Annotated in this window: 21 protein-coding genes; 13 read left to right on the forward strand and 8 right to left on the reverse strand. The window is 66.0% G+C overall.

Translation table 11 applies throughout. The features are described from left to right. Positions 1-135: 135 nt before the first annotated feature. From CLM74_RS02095 to CLM74_RS02120, 6 genes are all read left to right on the forward strand, one after another. Positions 136-1,062 (forward strand): XVIPCD domain-containing protein, encoded by a 927-nt coding sequence (locus CLM74_RS02095; RefSeq protein WP_105163330.1) that lies wholly within the window; start codon positions 136-138, stop codon positions 1,060-1,062. Next, positions 1,062-1,688 (forward strand): hypothetical protein, encoded by a 627-nt coding sequence (locus CLM74_RS02100; RefSeq protein WP_105163331.1) that lies wholly within the window; start codon positions 1,062-1,064, stop codon positions 1,686-1,688. Before CLM74_RS02095 ends, CLM74_RS02100 begins: the two co-directional genes overlap by 1 nt. A gap of 3 nt (positions 1,689-1,691) precedes the next feature. Next, complete coding sequence (locus tag CLM74_RS02105) at positions 1,692-2,699, forward strand: XVIPCD domain-containing protein (protein WP_059065804.1); 1,008 nt, start codon at positions 1,692-1,694, stop codon at positions 2,697-2,699. Between the two features lie 179 nt (positions 2,700-2,878). Further along, complete coding sequence (locus tag CLM74_RS02110; protein ID WP_105163332.1) at positions 2,879-4,027, forward strand: YncE family protein; 1,149 nt, start codon at positions 2,879-2,881, stop codon at positions 4,025-4,027. Between the two features lie 143 nt (positions 4,028-4,170). Further along, positions 4,171-4,746: a hypothetical protein gene (locus tag CLM74_RS02115; protein WP_105163333.1), complete on the forward strand. Its 576-nt coding sequence runs from the start codon at positions 4,171-4,173 to the stop codon at positions 4,744-4,746. A gap of 36 nt (positions 4,747-4,782) precedes the next feature. Next, the gene (locus CLM74_RS02120; protein WP_105163334.1) at positions 4,783-5,868 is read left to right on the forward strand and encodes a hypothetical protein; all 1,086 of its coding nucleotides are present in this window, start codon (positions 4,783-4,785) and stop codon (positions 5,866-5,868) included. A 62-nt stretch (positions 5,869-5,930) separates the two neighbouring features. Here CLM74_RS02120 and CLM74_RS02125 read toward each other — a convergent pair whose 3' ends face one another. After that, positions 5,931-6,329: an XVIPCD domain-containing protein gene (locus CLM74_RS02125; RefSeq protein ID WP_223483326.1), complete on the reverse strand. Its 399-nt coding sequence runs from the start codon at positions 6,327-6,329 to the stop codon at positions 5,931-5,933. A gap of 186 nt (positions 6,330-6,515) precedes the next feature. On the opposite strand from CLM74_RS02125, the gene CLM74_RS02130 reads away from it, so the two are divergent. Then, the gene (locus CLM74_RS02130; protein ID WP_158684093.1) at positions 6,516-7,022 is read left to right on the forward strand and encodes a hypothetical protein; all 507 of its coding nucleotides are present in this window, start codon (positions 6,516-6,518) and stop codon (positions 7,020-7,022) included. Between the two features lie 22 nt (positions 7,023-7,044). Here the strand turns inward: CLM74_RS02130 and CLM74_RS02135 are convergent, their stop codons facing one another. Then, a complete protein-coding gene (locus CLM74_RS02135; RefSeq protein ID WP_105163336.1) occupies positions 7,045-7,524 on the reverse strand; it encodes a DUF4440 domain-containing protein in 480 nt (159 codons plus the stop codon). A gap of 229 nt (positions 7,525-7,753) precedes the next feature. Between CLM74_RS02135 and CLM74_RS02140 the strand changes: the two genes are divergently transcribed. Further along, a complete protein-coding gene (locus tag CLM74_RS02140) occupies positions 7,754-8,566 on the forward strand; it encodes an alpha/beta hydrolase (protein WP_105163337.1) in 813 nt (270 codons plus the stop codon). Positions 8,567-8,590: 24 nt separating this feature from the next. Further along, positions 8,591-8,761, forward strand: coding sequence for a hypothetical protein (locus CLM74_RS21625; RefSeq protein ID WP_189487072.1), 171 nt, complete (start codon positions 8,591-8,593; stop codon positions 8,759-8,761). A 4-nt stretch (positions 8,762-8,765) separates the two neighbouring features. Here the strand turns inward: CLM74_RS21625 and CLM74_RS02145 are convergent, their stop codons facing one another. After that, on the reverse strand, positions 8,766-9,482 hold the full coding sequence (locus CLM74_RS02145) for a hypothetical protein (RefSeq protein ID WP_158684094.1): 717 nt from the start codon (positions 9,480-9,482) through the stop codon (positions 8,766-8,768). Positions 9,483-9,574: 92 nt separating this feature from the next. Here CLM74_RS02145 and CLM74_RS02150 point away from each other — a divergent pair, with 92 nt between their 5' ends. The 3 genes from CLM74_RS02150 (at position 9,575) to CLM74_RS02160 (ending at position 11,878) form a co-directional block, all read left to right on the forward strand. Next, the gene (locus tag CLM74_RS02150) at positions 9,575-10,219 is read left to right on the forward strand and encodes a hypothetical protein (protein ID WP_105163339.1); all 645 of its coding nucleotides are present in this window, start codon (positions 9,575-9,577) and stop codon (positions 10,217-10,219) included. Positions 10,220-10,275: 56 nt separating this feature from the next. Continuing rightward, positions 10,276-10,821 (forward strand): RNA 2'-phosphotransferase, encoded by a 546-nt coding sequence (locus tag CLM74_RS02155; RefSeq protein WP_105163340.1) that lies wholly within the window; start codon positions 10,276-10,278, stop codon positions 10,819-10,821. A gap of 88 nt (positions 10,822-10,909) precedes the next feature. Continuing rightward, a complete protein-coding gene (locus CLM74_RS02160; protein WP_105163341.1) occupies positions 10,910-11,878 on the forward strand; it encodes a polysaccharide deacetylase family protein in 969 nt (322 codons plus the stop codon). A gap of 3 nt (positions 11,879-11,881) precedes the next feature. On the opposite strand, the gene CLM74_RS02165 is transcribed toward CLM74_RS02160, so the two are convergent. The 4 genes from CLM74_RS02165 to dmeF all read right to left on the reverse strand — a co-directional run bounded on the left by CLM74_RS02165 (position 11,882) and on the right by dmeF (position 14,680). Next, a complete protein-coding gene (locus CLM74_RS02165; protein ID WP_025879203.1) occupies positions 11,882-12,724 on the reverse strand; it encodes an MnmC family methyltransferase in 843 nt (280 codons plus the stop codon). Positions 12,725-12,800: 76 nt separating this feature from the next. Then, positions 12,801-13,124 (reverse strand): hypothetical protein, encoded by a 324-nt coding sequence (locus CLM74_RS02170; protein ID WP_105163342.1) that lies wholly within the window; start codon positions 13,122-13,124, stop codon positions 12,801-12,803. Between the two features lie 75 nt (positions 13,125-13,199). Continuing rightward, positions 13,200-13,616, reverse strand: coding sequence for a hypothetical protein (locus CLM74_RS02175; protein WP_025879201.1), 417 nt, complete (start codon positions 13,614-13,616; stop codon positions 13,200-13,202). A 92-nt stretch (positions 13,617-13,708) separates the two neighbouring features. After that, on the reverse strand, positions 13,709-14,680 hold the full coding sequence (gene dmeF / locus CLM74_RS02180; RefSeq protein WP_105163343.1) for a CDF family Co(II)/Ni(II) efflux transporter DmeF: 972 nt from the start codon (positions 14,678-14,680) through the stop codon (positions 13,709-13,711). 50 nt (positions 14,681-14,730) lie between these two features. Between dmeF and CLM74_RS02185 the strand changes: the two genes are divergently transcribed. Next, positions 14,731-15,015, forward strand: a complete 285-nt coding sequence (locus CLM74_RS02185; protein WP_080150663.1) for a metal/formaldehyde-sensitive transcriptional repressor — start codon at positions 14,731-14,733, stop codon at positions 15,013-15,015. Positions 15,016-15,091: 76 nt separating this feature from the next. On the opposite strand, the gene CLM74_RS02190 is transcribed toward CLM74_RS02185, so the two are convergent. Further along, positions 15,092-15,469: a MerC domain-containing protein gene (locus tag CLM74_RS02190; protein WP_025879198.1), complete on the reverse strand. Its 378-nt coding sequence runs from the start codon at positions 15,467-15,469 to the stop codon at positions 15,092-15,094. Between the last annotated feature and the right edge of the window lie 69 nt (positions 15,470-15,538).

Raw genomic sequence — 15,538 nt, forward strand, 5'->3', positions numbered from 1 at the left:
CCGGGCCGAGTACTGCATGGTAGATCACAGTTTCGGGGGCTTCGGCCCCCGTGCTGCTTTTCTCTCCACCTGCCCGCGAACCCACCTATGCGATCATCCGGCCAGGACCGCAGTACCCAACAAGGCTGAGCAGGCATGGAGCAAGCAACACGCTACACGGTAACCCTCTTTCTAGCCGCCCCCGGCACCCCGCTGAACAGCGGCGGCAGCTCACCGCGCGGGCACATGTATTTCCAGACCGCGACAGGCGAAGAAGCACACAGCTATGGCTTCGCACCGCTGCGTCTGCCGCCCGATGAGGCCGCTGCCGGTGTGCAGTACGCCGAGGTCGTACACGACGATGCCGATGAGCACCGCGACCCGTACTACAGCCGCACCCTGGAAATCAGCGAAGAGCACTACGGCTGCCTGCGCGATTTCGCCGAGGAGCCGGCCGAGTTCGGCTTCGATGTGGATCGCCCGGCCACCATCAACCGCTGCAGCGATTTCGTCTGGGCCGCGCTGCACTATGCCGGCCTGCATTCGCAGCCGGTACCGCTGGACGGCGGCAGCAACCTGGGCGAGTTCGCGGTGCTGTTCAACCTGCCGGAAATCCAGTGCATCGCTGCGCCATTCCCGGCCAGCGAGCTGAATGGCGAACAGCACCACCCGATGCCCGAACGCGAGGCCGAGCTGCACCGCGAAGGCGGTCGCCCGAGCCACGAACCGCCGCCCAGCCCGATGGAAGTGGCCGGCACGCTGCTGGACCCCTCGCACCCGGACCACCGGCTGTTCGCGCAGCTGATCCAGAAGGTGGCCGAGCTGGACGCTGCACACGGGCGCACCTTCGACGACACCAGCCAGCGCATCAGCGCCAGCCTGCTGGTGCTGGCCAAGCAGAACAACCTGTCGCGCGTGGACCACGTGCTGCTCAGCCGGCCTACCAAGAGCAGCCACGAGGCGGAGAGCATCTTCATCGTGCAGGGCGACCGCGATGATCCGGGACACCGCCGCGCGAGCATCGCTACGGAAGTAGCGGCACAGACCGATGTGGCCGATTCGCTGCGGTTGAAGGAGCAGTGATGCGGGTGGTGCTTGCGGTTGTTGCGTCGGTGGTACTCGCCTTGCTGGTGGGCTGCGGCAGTACTTCGTCACCTGAAGCCCCGAAGCTGTTGACCCGGGCCGAGGCCGACGCACGGACCGTGGTGCCATTCACGCGAGGCGTGCGGTTGGACAAGGCGGGGCGCATCGTGGACGTGACCTTTGACTTGCCGCCTGCGGTACCTCCCGCGATTCCAAGTCTGAAGATCGGGTTCCGCCTGCAAGCACAGGAGGTCAAGCCACTGCTTGCCGAGGCCGAGCGGATAAGGGACGTCGGTGTCTCCGCGCGCGTTCGTCTGGAGTGCCTGGACGGCGACCACGCTACATCGGTGCGACTGATGACCACGGCCCCGGGAGGCCGCAGCATGGAACCTCTTCCGCCTGACGGCCACGTCGGCAAGTTGGTTCAGGGGAAAGTTGAAAGCGGGATGCTGATTGAGGCTGGACTGTACTCGCAGGATGTTTCCTACCACATGCTGCAACTGGCCGATGCGGGCCTGCTGGATGCCGGCAGATACCATTTGACCGTGGACCTGCTGGAGGATCGACCCCAGCTCAATGACATATCGGCCGAGCTTATTGTCGGCTTCCAACTACTGGGAAAATGAGAGATGCAGAAGGACACTGCAGAGCGTTTCACCGTCACGATCCATGTGGCTGCTCCAGGAACGCCTCGCTGGGGCGAAAGGGATTCCGTGCCAGTACGGCTCGAGAACTCGTCCGTGGGGCACATGTTCCTCACGATCGATGATGGCAGCGGACGCGATCCAAAAAGTTACGGATATACGCGCGCGCCCACGCCAACCAACCCGGACGCAGGTGAAGTTGATACCTACGACAATCTGGTCTATCGAAATCCGCGCTACGAGCGCACGATCGAAATCAGCAGGGAACAGTACGACAAGATCATGGAGTTCGCTGAAGCCCCGGAAAAGCACGGCTTCGACAAGAACAACTACAACCTGGTCACCAATGCCTGCACCGACTTCGCCTGGGGTGCGTTGAACCACGCTGGTCTGCGCCCGGTAGGACTGGCCGGTGAGATCAGGAACTACGAAGGCTCGATAAAGGTGTTGGACAACATACCCGCGATCAACGCTATCCCACAGCAGGTCAAGGACAGCGAGCTGGACAAGGTGAAGTGGAATGACATGCCGACGCAGACCTTCGGTCAGTGGTGGATTTCGCAGAATGGCGAGCGGACGCAGGATGCCCATCCCTTGAGCGGAACCCCCGCTGATCCATCCCACGCCGATCACACTCGCCTCAATCAGCTTCACCAGCAGGTGGCCGACCTCGGAGCCTTCGGCGCCCAGAACGGCAACGTCAGCGCCAGCCTCTTGGCGCTCTCCAAGGAGCAGCAGTTCACGCGCGTAGACGATGTGCTGCTCGGCGAGCGCCGTGGCGATGCCGCCCCCAACCTTTTCATCGTGCAGGGCGACCGCAGCGACCCGGCGCATCAGCGCGCCAGTCTGCCGGCAGACGTCGCCGCGCAGACGCCGGTGGCAGCCTCGTTCGAGCGCATCGAGCAACTGGCGCAGGCACAGCCGCAGCGTGATGCCCAGCGTCAACAGGAAGAGCAGCAGCTGGCCCAGGCGCACGCCCCGCGCATGGTCTAGGCGTCCAGCGCCGAGCAGCGCGTCCGCCATGCATCCGCAGGCGGACGCCACGGCCCCTACCTGCTACCATTCCCGCGCTACCCAGCCAGCCCACCCCGCGCAGACAGATGCAGGGCCGGGCCGTCGAAGAACGGCCCCGCGAGCCAGGACACCCTCCGTGCCCATTGAAGGACGCTCGCATGATCCGCAATTCCCTTTTCCGTTCGGCCGCGCTGGCCGTCGCCGTGTCGCTGAGCCTCGGTGCCCCGACCGCCTTCGCCGCTGAAGCCGCCGCTGCCACCAGCCCCGCCACCGCCGTGCAGCGCCAGGCCATCGCCCAGGGCCTGTACGAGCTGGCTTACAGCCCCAAGCAGAACGCCGTGTTCGTTGCCTCGTCCGGTGGCTTCGGTGACAACGCCGGCCCGGCCCAGGTGCTGCGCCTGAACCCGACCACGTTGGCCGTGGAAACCCCCATCCCGCTGGAGCGCAAGGCGTTCGGCGTGGTGCTGGATGACGCCCACAACCGCCTGTACGTGGGCAACACCGTGGACCTGTCGGTAACCGTGGTCGACACCGCACAGAACAAGGCCATCGGCACCGTGCAGCTGATGGAGAAGAAGACCGGCAAGGACGGCAAGGCCGCCTACACCCACGACCTGCGCGAGCTGGTGGTCGACAGCGCCGCCAACCGCCTGTACGTGACCGGCCACAGCAGCCAGCCCGATGTGAGCAGCGTGCTGTTCGTGATCGATACCAACACCCTGAAGGTGCTCAACACCATTCCGGGCCTGGGCAATGCCAAGGCGCCGGGCCTGGCGTTGGATGCTGCCAACAAGCGCGTGTACACCAGCAATCTGCTCGCCGATCTGGTGGTGGTCGGCACCGACTCCAACAAGGTGGAGGCCCAGCACAAAATTGCCGCCGAGCAGCCGATGAACATCGCGCTGGACCCAGCCGGCAAGCGCCTGTTCGTGACCGACCAGGGCTCGGAAATGCTGCGGGGTTACCAGGCCAAGAGCAGCGGGCTGGTCAGCAAGCACCCGGGCCAGCGCGTGCTGGTGCTCGACCGCAGCAATGGCAAGGAACTGGCCAGCATCCCGACCGACGCCGGCCCGCTGGGCATCCTGCTGGATGCACCGCGCAAGCGCCTGTACGTGACCAACCGCGAAGCCGGGACGGTGACCGCGTACAACAGCGACAGCTACCAGAAGGTGGCGACCTACGCCGTGCCGACGCACCCGAACAGCCTGGCGCTGGATGCGAAGAACAACGTGCTGTACGTGAGCATCAAGAACGGCGAGAAGGATGCCAAGGGCTCGGACGAGAGCGTGGCGCGGATCCAGCTGTAAGGGATGATGCCGGGTCATGCCCGGCAGCTGGCTGCTGGAAAGAGGCAGGGCTTTTTGCCCTGCCTTTTTCTTTGCCCGGTTGCGGTCCCCACCGCCAACCCGCTAGGGTTGAAACCCATGGCAGGGAGCCAAAGGATCTGAACATGCTGGGTGTCCACCGCTGGCTGCGCGTTGGCCTGTTGATCATTGTGGCGGCGGTGCTGGGTGCTTGCACCAGCCCTGACCCTGCGCCACCCGAACCGCTGGATCTGGCACAGCCGATTGCGGCAGATCAGTCCGGTCAGGAAGCGCGTTTCGAATTCGCGATGAACGCGCGCAACTACATGCCACATCGCACCTATGCAGTGGAGCTGGAGTTGCGGCGCCAAGGACCGCAAAGGAGCGACGAGCCTGACGTGGGCACATTGAGGGTCCCGTTCGAGGTGAACCTGCAGCAATGGGCCGCTGATGCTTGGAAAGACGTTCCCACCTACGACAGCTACCAAGCCGGGGTGCTTAATGCAGGCGAGCCGCTTCCAGAATGGCATGCATCCAGCGAATGGCGCTATACGTCGCCGCACATGGGGAGTGATGGCCAATACACGCTGAGCCTGGTTGCTCTGCCGGTGGAGCCGGATACGCGCTATCGCGTACAGATTCGCACTGTTCAGGCCACGCCGGAGTTACAGCATTACTCGGCTCAGTTGCGGGTTCATGCAGCCCGGCCACCTGGCAAGTAATCAACCTCACCACGGGAAGGAACGAAGGATTAACTTATGGACAAGCCACGCTATACCGTAGAGATCGTTATCGCTGCACCTGGCACACCGCTGATCGACCCCAGGACGCACAAGCAGGCTGTCGACGCTGAGGGCATTCCGCAGACCTCCTCGCCCGGCCATATGTTCTACGTGCTGCATGCATCAGGCGAGCCCGCAAAGAGTTATGGATTTGCTCCCAAGGAGCACGGAAGCGTGAATGGCCCTGGCACCATCATGGACGATGACGCAAAGGTCTATAAAGACCCGCGCTACACCCGCACCCTCGAGATAAGCGAAGAGCAATACAAGAAGCTTGAGGCCTTCGGCTCGGATCCGGAGAAGTTCGGCTTCAGCAAGCACTACGAGGACGTGCGCCACAACTGCGTGGACTTCACCTGGGGAGCGCTGAACCACGCTGGCATCGAGCGGAAAAGAAGCATCGACGTGAATGCTTTTGGAGGTCCCGCAGGGCAGCTCTTTCCGGATGTCCGCATTCCCCTGGACAGCAAGGGCGCGGGCAAGGACGGTTTTCGCCCGCTGCGCAACATCCACGGCGTGGACAGCATCGAACCGCCGTTCCCGAACAGCGATCTCAATCGTACGAAGACCAACCCGATGCCCGAGCGCACGTGGAAGCATCGCTTGCTGAGCGAGAACGACGACATCGGTGAGCGCAGCGGTGAGCGGTTGGCCAACGACGCACGTGTACCGGGTGACACATTGCATCCGCTGGACCAGCGGGTGCGTGCGGCGCTGGGGGAAGCGGCCGAGCGCCAAGGGTTGCCGCCGGGACAGCAGCCCGAGCTGTTGGCGGGCCACCTGACGCGATTGGCGGTGCAGGGGGGCTACACCGAACGCGATACCTTGCAGGTGGCTTTCAGCAGTGGCGGTGCGGCGGACTCGCCGGGCTATGTCTTCCTGCAGCGCACGGGCGACACCGCCTCACCGGACCCTGCAGCGAACCGCCAGCGTCTTTCGCTGGCCGATGCCCAGCAGGGCACGGTTGAAGAGGTGTACCAGCAAGCCTGCGTGCAGCATCAGGGCCGTGAGTCCAGCCGCGTCGCGCAGGAAGATCTGCTGCAGCAGACGCAGCACGCTTAGCCCCGAATGGGCTGATACCGGCCCATGCGACAGGCGTCGACGGCATCGACGCCTGACGGCATTCACCCCATGCGATGCGCAGGGTTCTGCTGCTGATCCTGCGCCTGTGCATCCAGCGTCTGCTGCTCGGCCTGCACCGGCTGCTGTCCGCCCAGCCCCAGCTTCTGCAGTGACTGCTCGGCCGGCGTCTGCGCGGCCACGGCGGTCGGCAGCATCGCCCGCAGGTGCGCCGGGTTGGCCGGGTCGCCCTGCACCACGAAGATGTTGTGCCCGGCCGGGAGGTTGGCCGTGGCGTTGCTCACCACCACGTGGTCGGCGCGTTCCAGACCCTGTTCGCGGGCTTTGACGGCCAGGCTGGCGGCCACGTTCTCGCTGGTGGCGTCGAACGCACGGCCATGCTTCTCGTCCAGTGCGGCTACGTTCTGGCGGATCTGCTGGTGCAGGGAATCATCAGGGGTCATTGGGGGCTCCATGTGGCCGCTACCGTGTGGCCGGATGTGGCCAGTGTAAAACGGTCGCGGGCTGCGCCGGTAACCGCTTTGTTGCTAGCCTGTGGCCCGGGGCGCAGGGGATGGCGCCCGGCTGCAATGGGATGGAGGGAGAAGGTGGTGCACGGGGAGACAAACCGGATACGGGGGCAGGCGGCTGTGCGGTTGCTGCTGGGCATGGGGCTGTGGGCCTGCGCAGGTGCTGCGGCGGCTGACACGCCCGTGGCGGCGGACGATCCCGCTTGCCCTTCGCAGGACTTCACCCATTTCCTGCAACGCTTCGCCGACCCGGCCGATGACCGGGTGCGCCTGCGTTACACCTCCGACCCACTGGAGTACGAGGTGCCGATGCACACCGTGCGCGATGACCACGAGGGGCTGGCGCCCACACACATCGTGCTGGAGCAGGGTGCCGCGCGGTTGAAACGTTTCAGCTACCGCTACCTGGCCGCGTTCAATCTGTTCGTGCCCTCGCCGGTCAGCCGCGATCCGGCCGCGCTGGAGCGCATGCGCGCCGGCACCTACAACGCGCCCACACGCATCGAAGCGATCGATGACAACGGGCAGCGCGTGACCTTCGGCAGCGACGCCGAGCGCGACGCCTATACCTTCGCGCGCCGCTACGGCTGCTGGATGCTGACGCGCGCCAGCAACCTGCGCGACTGAGCGGGCGCTGCGGCGGTGATATTTATTTGTCTGCCGGGTGGTGGTCGTAACTGATAACCCGCTCGGCCTGCCATTGACCGTTCACGCGGCGCCAGACCTGGATGAAACGGGCCTGGCCGGTCCAGCGTTCAACGCCATCGGCGCCGCGCTCATGGAAGCGGTGATCGCCCATTTCCAGGGCGCGATCGTCGTGCAGCGGAAAGACCTGCAGTGAGCTCTCCACCAGCTCGCGCCGCAGGTGCCAGCCCCCCTTGCGCGCGTTGTCGCACAGGGTGGCCACGCTGCGGCGGAAGTCCTCGCGGCTGTTGGCGGACTTGCCGTCCTTGTCATGGAAGAACTCCATGTCTTCGGTGGTCATCGCGGCGGCCCTGTCGGCATCGCAGGCATCGAAGGCCACGGCGAACAGCTGCGTGTCGGCCGCGCGGATCTGCTCGCGCAGGGTGTCGCTGGCGGGGGAGGTGCCGGCGACGGCGGCGGCGAGCAGGGGCAGGGCGAGCAGCATGGCGTGGCTCCATTGAGGACCGGCGCAGACTGGCATGGGCGATGGCGCACGGTAACCGGGGCATGACGAAACCGGTGCAGGGCCCGACCAATGCCGTGCTGGCAGGTGCGAACCGATGTGCCGGCTGACCGGTGCCCGTGTACGCGATGTCATGGCCTGAGCCGGATCCATCACGGGCGGCTCCGGTGCGATTGCCTAGGCTGGGTTCCTCTTTCCCCCGGGAGTTCCCATGGCTACCTCCTCCGTCCGACTGCACATTGAAGACACCGGCGGCACCGGCCGCCCGGTCATCCTGATCCATGGCTGGCCGCTGTCTGCCGAATCCTGGAAGGCGCAGGTGCCGCTCCTGCGCGATGCCGGTTACCGGGTGATCAGTTACGACCGTCGCGGCTTCGGCCGCTCGGACAAGCCCGCCGATGGCTACGAGTACGACACCTTGGCCGCTGACCTGACCGGACTGATCGACGAGCGCGACCTGCGCGATGTCACCCTGGTCGGCTTCTCGATGGGCGGTGGCGAAGTGGCGCGCTACATCGCCAACCATGGTGAAGACCGCCTGCACAGCGTGGTGTTCGCTGCGGCCGTGCCGCCGTACCTGTTGAAGGGCGCGGACAATCCCGAAGGGCCGCTGACCCAGGAAAAGGCGGATGAGATGCGCCAGGGGCTGGAGAAGGACCGGGAGTCGTTCTTCGACGGCTTTACCCGCGATTTCTTCAGTGCCGACGGCAAGCTGATGGTCACCGAGGACGAGCGCCAGGCCGCCATCGCGCTTGCCCATCAATCTGACCAGACCGCTGCGCTGGGGTGCATGAAGGCGTTCGCCACCACCGATTTCCGTGCGGACCTGAAGAAGGTGACCGTACCGACGCTGGTGCTGCACGGTGACAGCGATGCGACGGTGCCGTTCGAAGGTTCAGGCAAGCGCACGCATGCGGCCATCGCCGGTAGCGATGTGGTGGTGCTGAAGAATGCGCCGCATGGCTGCAATACCAGCCACGCCGATGACTTCAATCTGGCGTTGCTGGAATTCCTGAAGAAGTAACACCGACTACGGCATCATCCGCACATGGCCACTGCCCGCACGCCGCCCTGGAAGAAGCCCAACCCGAAGGGCCAGAAGACGCAGCCGCTGACGGAGGCGCAGAAGGCGGCGGCGCGGCAGCGCGCAGAGGAGAACGGGCGCCGTTACCCGAACCTGGTGGACAACATGTGGGCGGCGAAACTGCCGCGCGGTTGAAGCCTTACTGGCTGTTGCGCCCCGGCCACGGCTGCCAACCCCATTCCCGCCATGGCGCGACGGTGCGCGGCTGTATCGTCAGCGTAACGTTGGACGATGCGCTGCACTTGTACAGTGCGTCGCGCAGCAGGGCCGCATCCACCGGCTGCGCCGTGGCCACCTGCAGCAGCGTGCCGCGGTGCCGCACCTGCACCGGCAGCACTCCGTGCACCTCGACCGGATTGCCGGTGCGGGCTCTGCGGTAGCGCATGGTGATGGGGCGGACAGTGCGGTGCAGCACAGGTGCGCAGGCGTCCAGCAGGTGCAGCTGCTGCTGCATGGGCGCGCGGACCTCGATGACGGTGGAGGGATATCCCAAGGTGCTCTCGACCAGCACCTGGAAGCGGGGGCCATCGGGCATCAGGTAGACGGTCAGGCCCACCGTGCCGATGAACGCCATTGCCGCGAGCAGGACCCAGCTGCGCGGTACCTTGGGTGGCACGGTGAAGCTCTGCAGATGCGGTCTGCGGCGACGTAGGCGGCGATAGCGTCGCTGTGCGGCGGGGCTGGGCAGCAGGCTTTCATCCGGCAGCGCAATCACGCGCGGCGGAAGGCGGGCCAGCCGCGCATTGATCACGCGTGCGCCGAGCATCGCAACCAACCCGCCAAGCAGAACCGGCAGCAGGGTACGCACGAGCAGATACAGCCCTACCATCGCCAGCTCTCCTGAAGGAGTGGACATGATCGCGCATCCTCCAAGGTCGTGTCGCATCTGCCAGCCGACAGCGGCCGTTGGCTTGGCTAGCATGCGCGTCACTCGCTGGGACTACGTCGATGACCGCCTTCACTGCCCGCCTCGGACGCTTCTTTGGCGCCGGCCTGATGTTGTTGCTGCTGCAGGTGCTGGCGCTGCTGTCGGTGGGCTTGGCCGCAGGCCATTTCCACCAGCGCGTGGCCCTGCTGCTGGAGCCCCTGTCTTTGGCCTGCGGCGGCGCCGATCCTGCTGCCCGGATGCTGGTTGCCGAGCAGCTGTTGGCACGTGCCGGCGCGCTGGACGACTGGCAGCCGCTGTGCTGGCTGCCGATGGCAACGCTGGTGCTGGCCCTGCTGGGTACGCTGCTGGTCTGCGTGCACTGGCTGCGCCATGTGGATGCACCGCTGCGCCGCAGCGCTTGGGGCCTGCTTGCCCTGCATGCGGCGACGCTGCTGCTGGCGAGCGTGATGCTTCGACTGTATGAGCATGTCTGGGCGGGCATCACCACTGCGCTGCCTGCAGCATGCATGACAGACCTGACACCAGACGGACATGCGCTCCCGTCCTCGATGCGGCGATGGCTGTTGCAGATCTTCGCCAGGGCCGACCTGATGCCGCCGCACGCGCCTGACGCGCTGGCGATCATCCTGTGTGGACTGCTGCTGGCCGCGATGGTGGTTGGGCTCTGGCTGTGGCGCACCACCTCGCAGCTGACCCGGTTCTGACGCCAGCGCGGGCCGCTGACTGGCATCGACCGGTGCTTCTGCGGCACGCTATGCGGATGAATACGGAAACTTCATTCAAGCAGACCAGCAAGTTCCTCAGCCTGGTGCTGCGCCATGAACCCGGGAAAATCGGGTTGATCCTGGACGGCCAAGGCTGGGCCAACGTCGACGAACTGCTGCAGAAGCTGGCTGCACACGGGCAGGCGCTCGACCGTGGCGGACTGCAGCACATCGTGGCGAGCTGCAACAAGCAACGCTTTGCACTGAGCGATGATGGCCAGCGTATCCGCGCAAACCAGGGGCATTCGGTCGCGGTCGATCTTGGACTGGTGCCGGTGGCGCCGCCGCAGTGGCTGTACCACGGCACGGTTTCGCGCTTCGTCGGCTCGATCCGCGAGCAGGGCCTGCATGCGGGCGAGCGCCATCACGTGCATCTGTCACTGGACCGGGAGACGGCCCACCAGGTCGGTGCTCGCCGCGGTGCGCCGGTGATCCTCAGCGTGCATGCCGGGCGCATGCATGCCGATGGGCACGTATTCCACCGCTCGGCCAATGGTGTCTGGTTGACCGACCACGTGCCGCCGCAGTACATCGCCGACTGACCCGCTCTGGCGCTGCGGCCGGGTCCACACTCGGCGGCAAGGGCCAATCGCGTTACAGTCGCTGCATCCTGGTCCCATGGATGTACCGATGCGTCTGTTCCTGCGTGCGTTGCCGTTGCTGTTGTTGTCATTGACTGTCCACGCTGCCGAAGTCGATCGGCGCATCGCGGTGACCATCGACGATCTGCCGTGGGCGCGCCTGGATGAGATCGTGCCGGCCGATCTGCAGGCACGCCATGCCGCACTGATGGCGCAGCTGCGCCAGGCCGATGTGCCGGTGGTGGGCTTCGTCAACGAAAACAAGCTGGAAGTGGATGGCCAGGTGCAGCCGGCGCGCGTGCAGATGCTGCGCGACTGGTTGGATGCCGGCTACGAACTCGGCAACCACACCTGGTCGCACATGGACCTCAACGCCAAAGGCGTAGCGGCATTCCAGCAGGACTTCCTGCGCGGCGAGCAGGTGCTGCGGCCGCTGCTGGCCGAGCGTGGGCAGACGCCGCAATGGATGCGCCACCCTTACCTGCGTGCGGGCCGTACGCCGGAAGACCGCGTGGCGATGGACGTGTTCTTCAAGCAGCACGGCTACCGCGTTGCGCCGGTGACGGTCGACAACGGTGAGTGGGTATGGGCCTTCGCCTATGCCAACGTGATGAACGAGCAGCCCGATTCACCGCAGCGCGAGGCGACGCTGGCGAGCCTGCGCAAGGGCTATGTGCCTTACATGCTGAACAAGGTGGATTACTACGAGCAGCAGTCACAGGCGCTGCTGGGGTATGCGGTGCCGCAGGTGTGGCTGATGCATGCCAACGAGCTCAACGCGGCGACGTTCGCCGAGCTGGTGGCGGCCACCAAGCGCCGTGGCTATCGCTTCGTGTCGCTGGAAGAAGCCGTGCGCGACCCCGCCTATGCGCGCGGCGCCGAGGGCTACAGTGGTCGCTATGGGCCGAGCTGGCTGCACCGCTGGGCGATGGCCGAGAACAAGCCCAAGGCGTTCTACGCCGGCGAGCCGGAAGTACCGAAGTGGGTGATGAAGCTGGCCAAGGTGGAAGGCGAGTGAGCCTCAGCGCTTGACGGCCAGCACGCCATCGAGCGCCAGCTCGGCCTTGAAGCCGGCCTTTTCCAGGCGCTTGGCCACTTCGCGCGGCACGTCGCGGCCGCTGGTCAGCTTGTTCGGCGCGCCGGTGTAGTGGAACAGGCGGCCACCCTTGCGGATGACGCGGGCGAGATGGTCGTAGAACACCTGCGAGTACAGTTCGCCGGCAATGCCGAAGCGCGGCGGGTCGTGCAGGATCGCATCGACGCTGTTGCTGGCGACCTGTTCGATCTGCTGCGAGACGTCGCCGTGGCTGAAGTGCAGGCGGCCGCCCGCGGCGGCTGAGTCAGGATCGGGCGACCACGGATTGAGCGTGCGCAGCCACATCACGTCGGCGTTCTTCTCGAACGAGCGGATCTGGCCGACGCCGGCCTCCAGTGCGCAGGCGGCGAAGTAGCCAAGCCCACCGCAGGTATCGAGGAGGCTTTTGCCCGCCGGGGCGACCAGCTCGACCTTGCGGCGCGCGTCCTCGAACGGCGACAGCTTGGAGGTCGGCAGCATCTTGATGCCGTCGATCTCGAAGGTCGGTGCGCCCCACTCGGTCGGCACCAGCTTGATCAGCGAGCCGCTGAAGCGGGAGATGGAGCAGAACTCCTCGCCATCCCAGTAGTACAGCGTGCGGTCCTTCAGCTTGCCCGGCCACGGATAGTGCTGGCCGCGGAAGGTGAAACCCTCGGCATCCAGCTGTACCGCCGCTTCGCTGCGGCCCAGATCGAGCGAGCCCGACCACTCGGTGGCGCCCTTGTCGTGGGCACGGCGCAGGATGTCAGCGCTGTCGCGGGTCAGCAGGGGGCCGGAGTAGTGGGGCACGGTGGGTAGCGGGAGGATTCGGGGGAGGGCATGGTACCGCAGGCGCTGTGCAGCCGAGCCGAACATGGGCGCGGCGCTACCGCAGGTCGGTGCAGCTGAATCCGTGGATGGTTCCCTCTCCTGAGATCATGTTGATGCCTCGTGAGGGGCGCATTCCCCGCAACGCGCACGAACGGCGATGGACATCCTGGGTGGCGCCTGGCTGCCGGTCGAAGTCGTAGCGCATGCTGCCGTCTTCCTGCAGCAGCCAGTGCACGGTTACGCGTTCGGCGCGTTGCCCCTCGATCTCCCAGTCGAAGGTACGCATCACCACGATCTCGCCATCAGCGGTCTCACGCACCTCGTCGTAAGCACCCTGGGTCTTTGCAACGATTGCGGCCAGCAGGAGAAGAACGGTCATCGGAATTCCTCCTCGAAACCGGCAGCGTGTGCCAGCGGCATCGCTGAGGCCATGGGAAGAATTGCAATGTGGCCGCTACTGGCACTTCACCGCATACACCGGCCCGGCGCCGATCAGCAGCAGCGCCATGTAGTCGCTGTCGCGTGCCCGGGCCTTCAGCGTGGCGCCGTCCTTGACGCGGAAGATGCCGAAGCCGCCGGCCATCCGGATCAGTGCGCTGTCGATCTGGTCGGCGTCGTCGCGGAAGTACTGCTGGATGTCGCTGCGGCTGGCTTTGTACAGCGCATTGGGTTCGCGCTGCCAGTGGCCATCGCGTTCGAACGAGACGAAGTATTGGCTTGCTTCCTTTTCGATGCGGAACTCGGCGGACTTGCGCGGGCTGGTGGCGAAGCAGCCGAGCATCGGGTCGGAGGAGAACGGCAGCTGGGTGTCGCCGGAACAGGCCACCAGCAGCAGGAGGGCACCGGGCAGCAGCAGGCGGAGCGTGCGCATGGGATGTCCCGACGGGGCAGGTGCGGCCAGTGTAGGCAGCACGCAGCCGTGGCCGGTACAGATTTTCGGCAAGAACCACCGCCCTGCTGGCGTCACGCGCTGCGGTGGATCTCCACGGTGACATGCACCAGTTCCTCGTGGATCGCCAGCGCCTGGCGCACGGTATCCGGATCGAGCGTGGCATCACTGGTGACCACGCTGGCGGCGACGGCGTACTTGCCGCGCCCCACCTGCCACACGTGCAGGTCGGCCAGGCGTGCCGGCCACGGACCCTGCTCGATCACTTCGCGTACCTCGGCCACCACCGGCGCATCCATCTGCGCGTCGAGCAGGATGCGGCCGCTGTCGCGCAGCAGGCCGATTGCCCAGACGGTGACCAGCACCGCGCCGACCAGGCCCATCACCGGATCCAGCCAGGTCAGGCCGAGCAGCTTGCCGCCCAGCAGGGCGACGATGGCCAGCACCGAGGTGGCGGCGTCGGCCAGCACGTGCACGTAGGCCGACCGCAGGTTGAGGTCGTGGCCGTGGGAATGGTCGTGATCGTGGTGACGACCATGATGATCGCCATGGTCGTGCCCGTGTCCATGGTGGTGATGGGCGTGGCCCGGACTGTCGTGCAGCCACCACGCGCACAGCAGGTTCACACCCAGGCCGACCGCGGCGATGGCGATGGCTTCGTTGTAGTGGATGGGCGCGGGCACCCACAGGCGTTCCAGCGATTGCACGGCCATCAGCGCGGCGACGCCGAGCAGGGCGATGGCGCTGGTATAGCCGGCCAGGATCTCGATCTTCCAGGTGCCGAAGGCGAAGCGCGGATCGTGCGCGTAGCGCCGTGCGCAGCGGTAGGCGAACACCGACAGGCCCAGTGCCAGCGCGTGCGAGCTCATGTGCCAGCCGTCGGCCAGCACGGCCATGGAGTTGAACCACCAGCCACCGACGATCTCCACCAGCATCATGCCGACGGTGAGCCACATCGCGCGGCGGGTGTTGCGTTCGGCCAGCGGATTGCCGTCGTCGAAGCGGTGCTCGTGGCGACGGGCGGCGGCGAGGGCGTCCAGGTGCATGGCGGCGGTCAGGCTTGGGTGGATACCCCCATAGGGTATATGATCCTGCCATGGCCCATGTACACAGAAATCGAAAGCAGCTGCTGACCCGGGTGCGCCGCATCGGCGGGCAGGTGGCGGCGCTGGAACAGGCATTGAACACGCCCGAGGGCGAGACAGGCGACTGCGCCGACGTGCTGGTGCAGGTGGCGGCCGTGCGTGGCGCTGCCCACAGCCTGCTGATGGAACTGCTGCACGAGCATCTGCAGGAACACGTGGTGGGCGCGGAAGACCCGGCGCAGCGGGCGGCCGAAGCCGAGGTGCTGGTGGAACTGCTGCGGCGTTACGGCAAATAGCTGGGTAGTGCCGGCCGCTGGCCGGCAACCTCATGACCTGCGGACGATGCCTGCAGTTGTCGGCCAGCGGCCGGCACTAGCTTCTGCGGTGCCGGTGCTGCGCGTTCCACAGGTGCGTGGCGGCCAGCAGCAGGCTGCCGGTGACCGTCAGCGGGGTCTCCCAGGCGTGCGAGGGCAGTGCCAGCGCCCCGGCCATCAACAGCGCCAAGCCCATGCCCGCGCTCAGCCATGCCAGCGCAGGCAGCGGCTGGCGGCGTTCGGCGCGCCACAGGGCAAAGCCGGTCATCGGCAGCGCGATGGCGACGAAGACCAGATGCACCCATTCCGCTTCGGCCCAGACGCCGAACAGCGGAAGCGCGGCCGCCAGCAGGGGCAGTGCCAGGCAATGCAGCAGGCACAGGCTGGACAGGGCGACGGCGCCGGCATCAAGCAGGGCGGCAGAGGGCGACTTCATGCGGGGAGGATTCCTTGCGCGACAATTGTTATACAGTAACACTTCCATTCCGCAGCCAGCCCGCTCCGA

Source organism: Stenotrophomonas sp. MYb57 (genome assembly GCF_002966815.1).
In the GTDB taxonomy this organism is placed as follows: Bacteria; Pseudomonadota; Gammaproteobacteria; order Xanthomonadales; family Xanthomonadaceae; genus Stenotrophomonas; species Stenotrophomonas indicatrix.

Excerpts from the sequence above, each read along its gene's own strand:
- CLM74_RS02110 (WP_105163332.1), top strand. The coding sequence starts at position 2,879 with ATGATCCGCAATTCCCTTTTCCGTTCGGCCGCGCTGGCCGTCGCCGTG.
- CLM74_RS02095 (WP_105163330.1), top strand. The coding sequence starts at position 136 with ATGGAGCAAGCAACACGCTACACGGTAACCCTCTTTCTAGCCGCCCCC.
- CLM74_RS02150 (WP_105163339.1), top strand. The coding sequence starts at position 9,575 with ATGACCGCCTTCACTGCCCGCCTCGGACGCTTCTTTGGCGCCGGCCTG.
- CLM74_RS02170 (WP_105163342.1), bottom strand. The coding sequence starts at position 13,124 with ATGACCGTTCTTCTCCTGCTGGCCGCAATCGTTGCAAAGACCCAGGGT.
- dmeF (WP_105163343.1), bottom strand. The coding sequence starts at position 14,680 with ATGCACCTGGACGCCCTCGCCGCCGCCCGTCGCCACGAGCACCGCTTC.
- CLM74_RS02135 (WP_105163336.1), bottom strand. The coding sequence starts at position 7,524 with ATGCTGCTCGCCCTGCCCCTGCTCGCCGCCGCCGTCGCCGGCACCTCC.
- CLM74_RS02145 (WP_158684094.1), bottom strand. The coding sequence starts at position 9,482 with ATGTCCACTCCTTCAGGAGAGCTGGCGATGGTAGGGCTGTATCTGCTC.
- CLM74_RS02140 (WP_105163337.1), top strand. The coding sequence starts at position 7,754 with ATGGCTACCTCCTCCGTCCGACTGCACATTGAAGACACCGGCGGCACC.
- CLM74_RS02185 (WP_080150663.1), top strand. The coding sequence starts at position 14,731 with ATGGCCCATGTACACAGAAATCGAAAGCAGCTGCTGACCCGGGTGCGC.
- CLM74_RS21625 (WP_189487072.1), top strand. The coding sequence starts at position 8,591 with ATGGCCACTGCCCGCACGCCGCCCTGGAAGAAGCCCAACCCGAAGGGC.
- CLM74_RS02100 (WP_105163331.1), top strand. The coding sequence starts at position 1,062 with ATGCGGGTGGTGCTTGCGGTTGTTGCGTCGGTGGTACTCGCCTTGCTG.
- CLM74_RS02115 (WP_105163333.1), top strand. The coding sequence starts at position 4,171 with ATGCTGGGTGTCCACCGCTGGCTGCGCGTTGGCCTGTTGATCATTGTG.
- CLM74_RS02175 (WP_025879201.1), bottom strand. The coding sequence starts at position 13,616 with ATGCGCACGCTCCGCCTGCTGCTGCCCGGTGCCCTCCTGCTGCTGGTG.
- CLM74_RS02160 (WP_105163341.1), top strand. The coding sequence starts at position 10,910 with ATGCGTCTGTTCCTGCGTGCGTTGCCGTTGCTGTTGTTGTCATTGACT.
- CLM74_RS02120 (WP_105163334.1), top strand. The coding sequence starts at position 4,783 with ATGGACAAGCCACGCTATACCGTAGAGATCGTTATCGCTGCACCTGGC.
- CLM74_RS02155 (WP_105163340.1), top strand. The coding sequence starts at position 10,276 with ATGAATACGGAAACTTCATTCAAGCAGACCAGCAAGTTCCTCAGCCTG.
- CLM74_RS02190 (WP_025879198.1), bottom strand. The coding sequence starts at position 15,469 with ATGAAGTCGCCCTCTGCCGCCCTGCTTGATGCCGGCGCCGTCGCCCTG.
- CLM74_RS02105 (WP_059065804.1), top strand. The coding sequence starts at position 1,692 with ATGCAGAAGGACACTGCAGAGCGTTTCACCGTCACGATCCATGTGGCT.
- CLM74_RS02125 (WP_223483326.1), bottom strand. The coding sequence starts at position 6,329 with ATGACCCCTGATGATTCCCTGCACCAGCAGATCCGCCAGAACGTAGCC.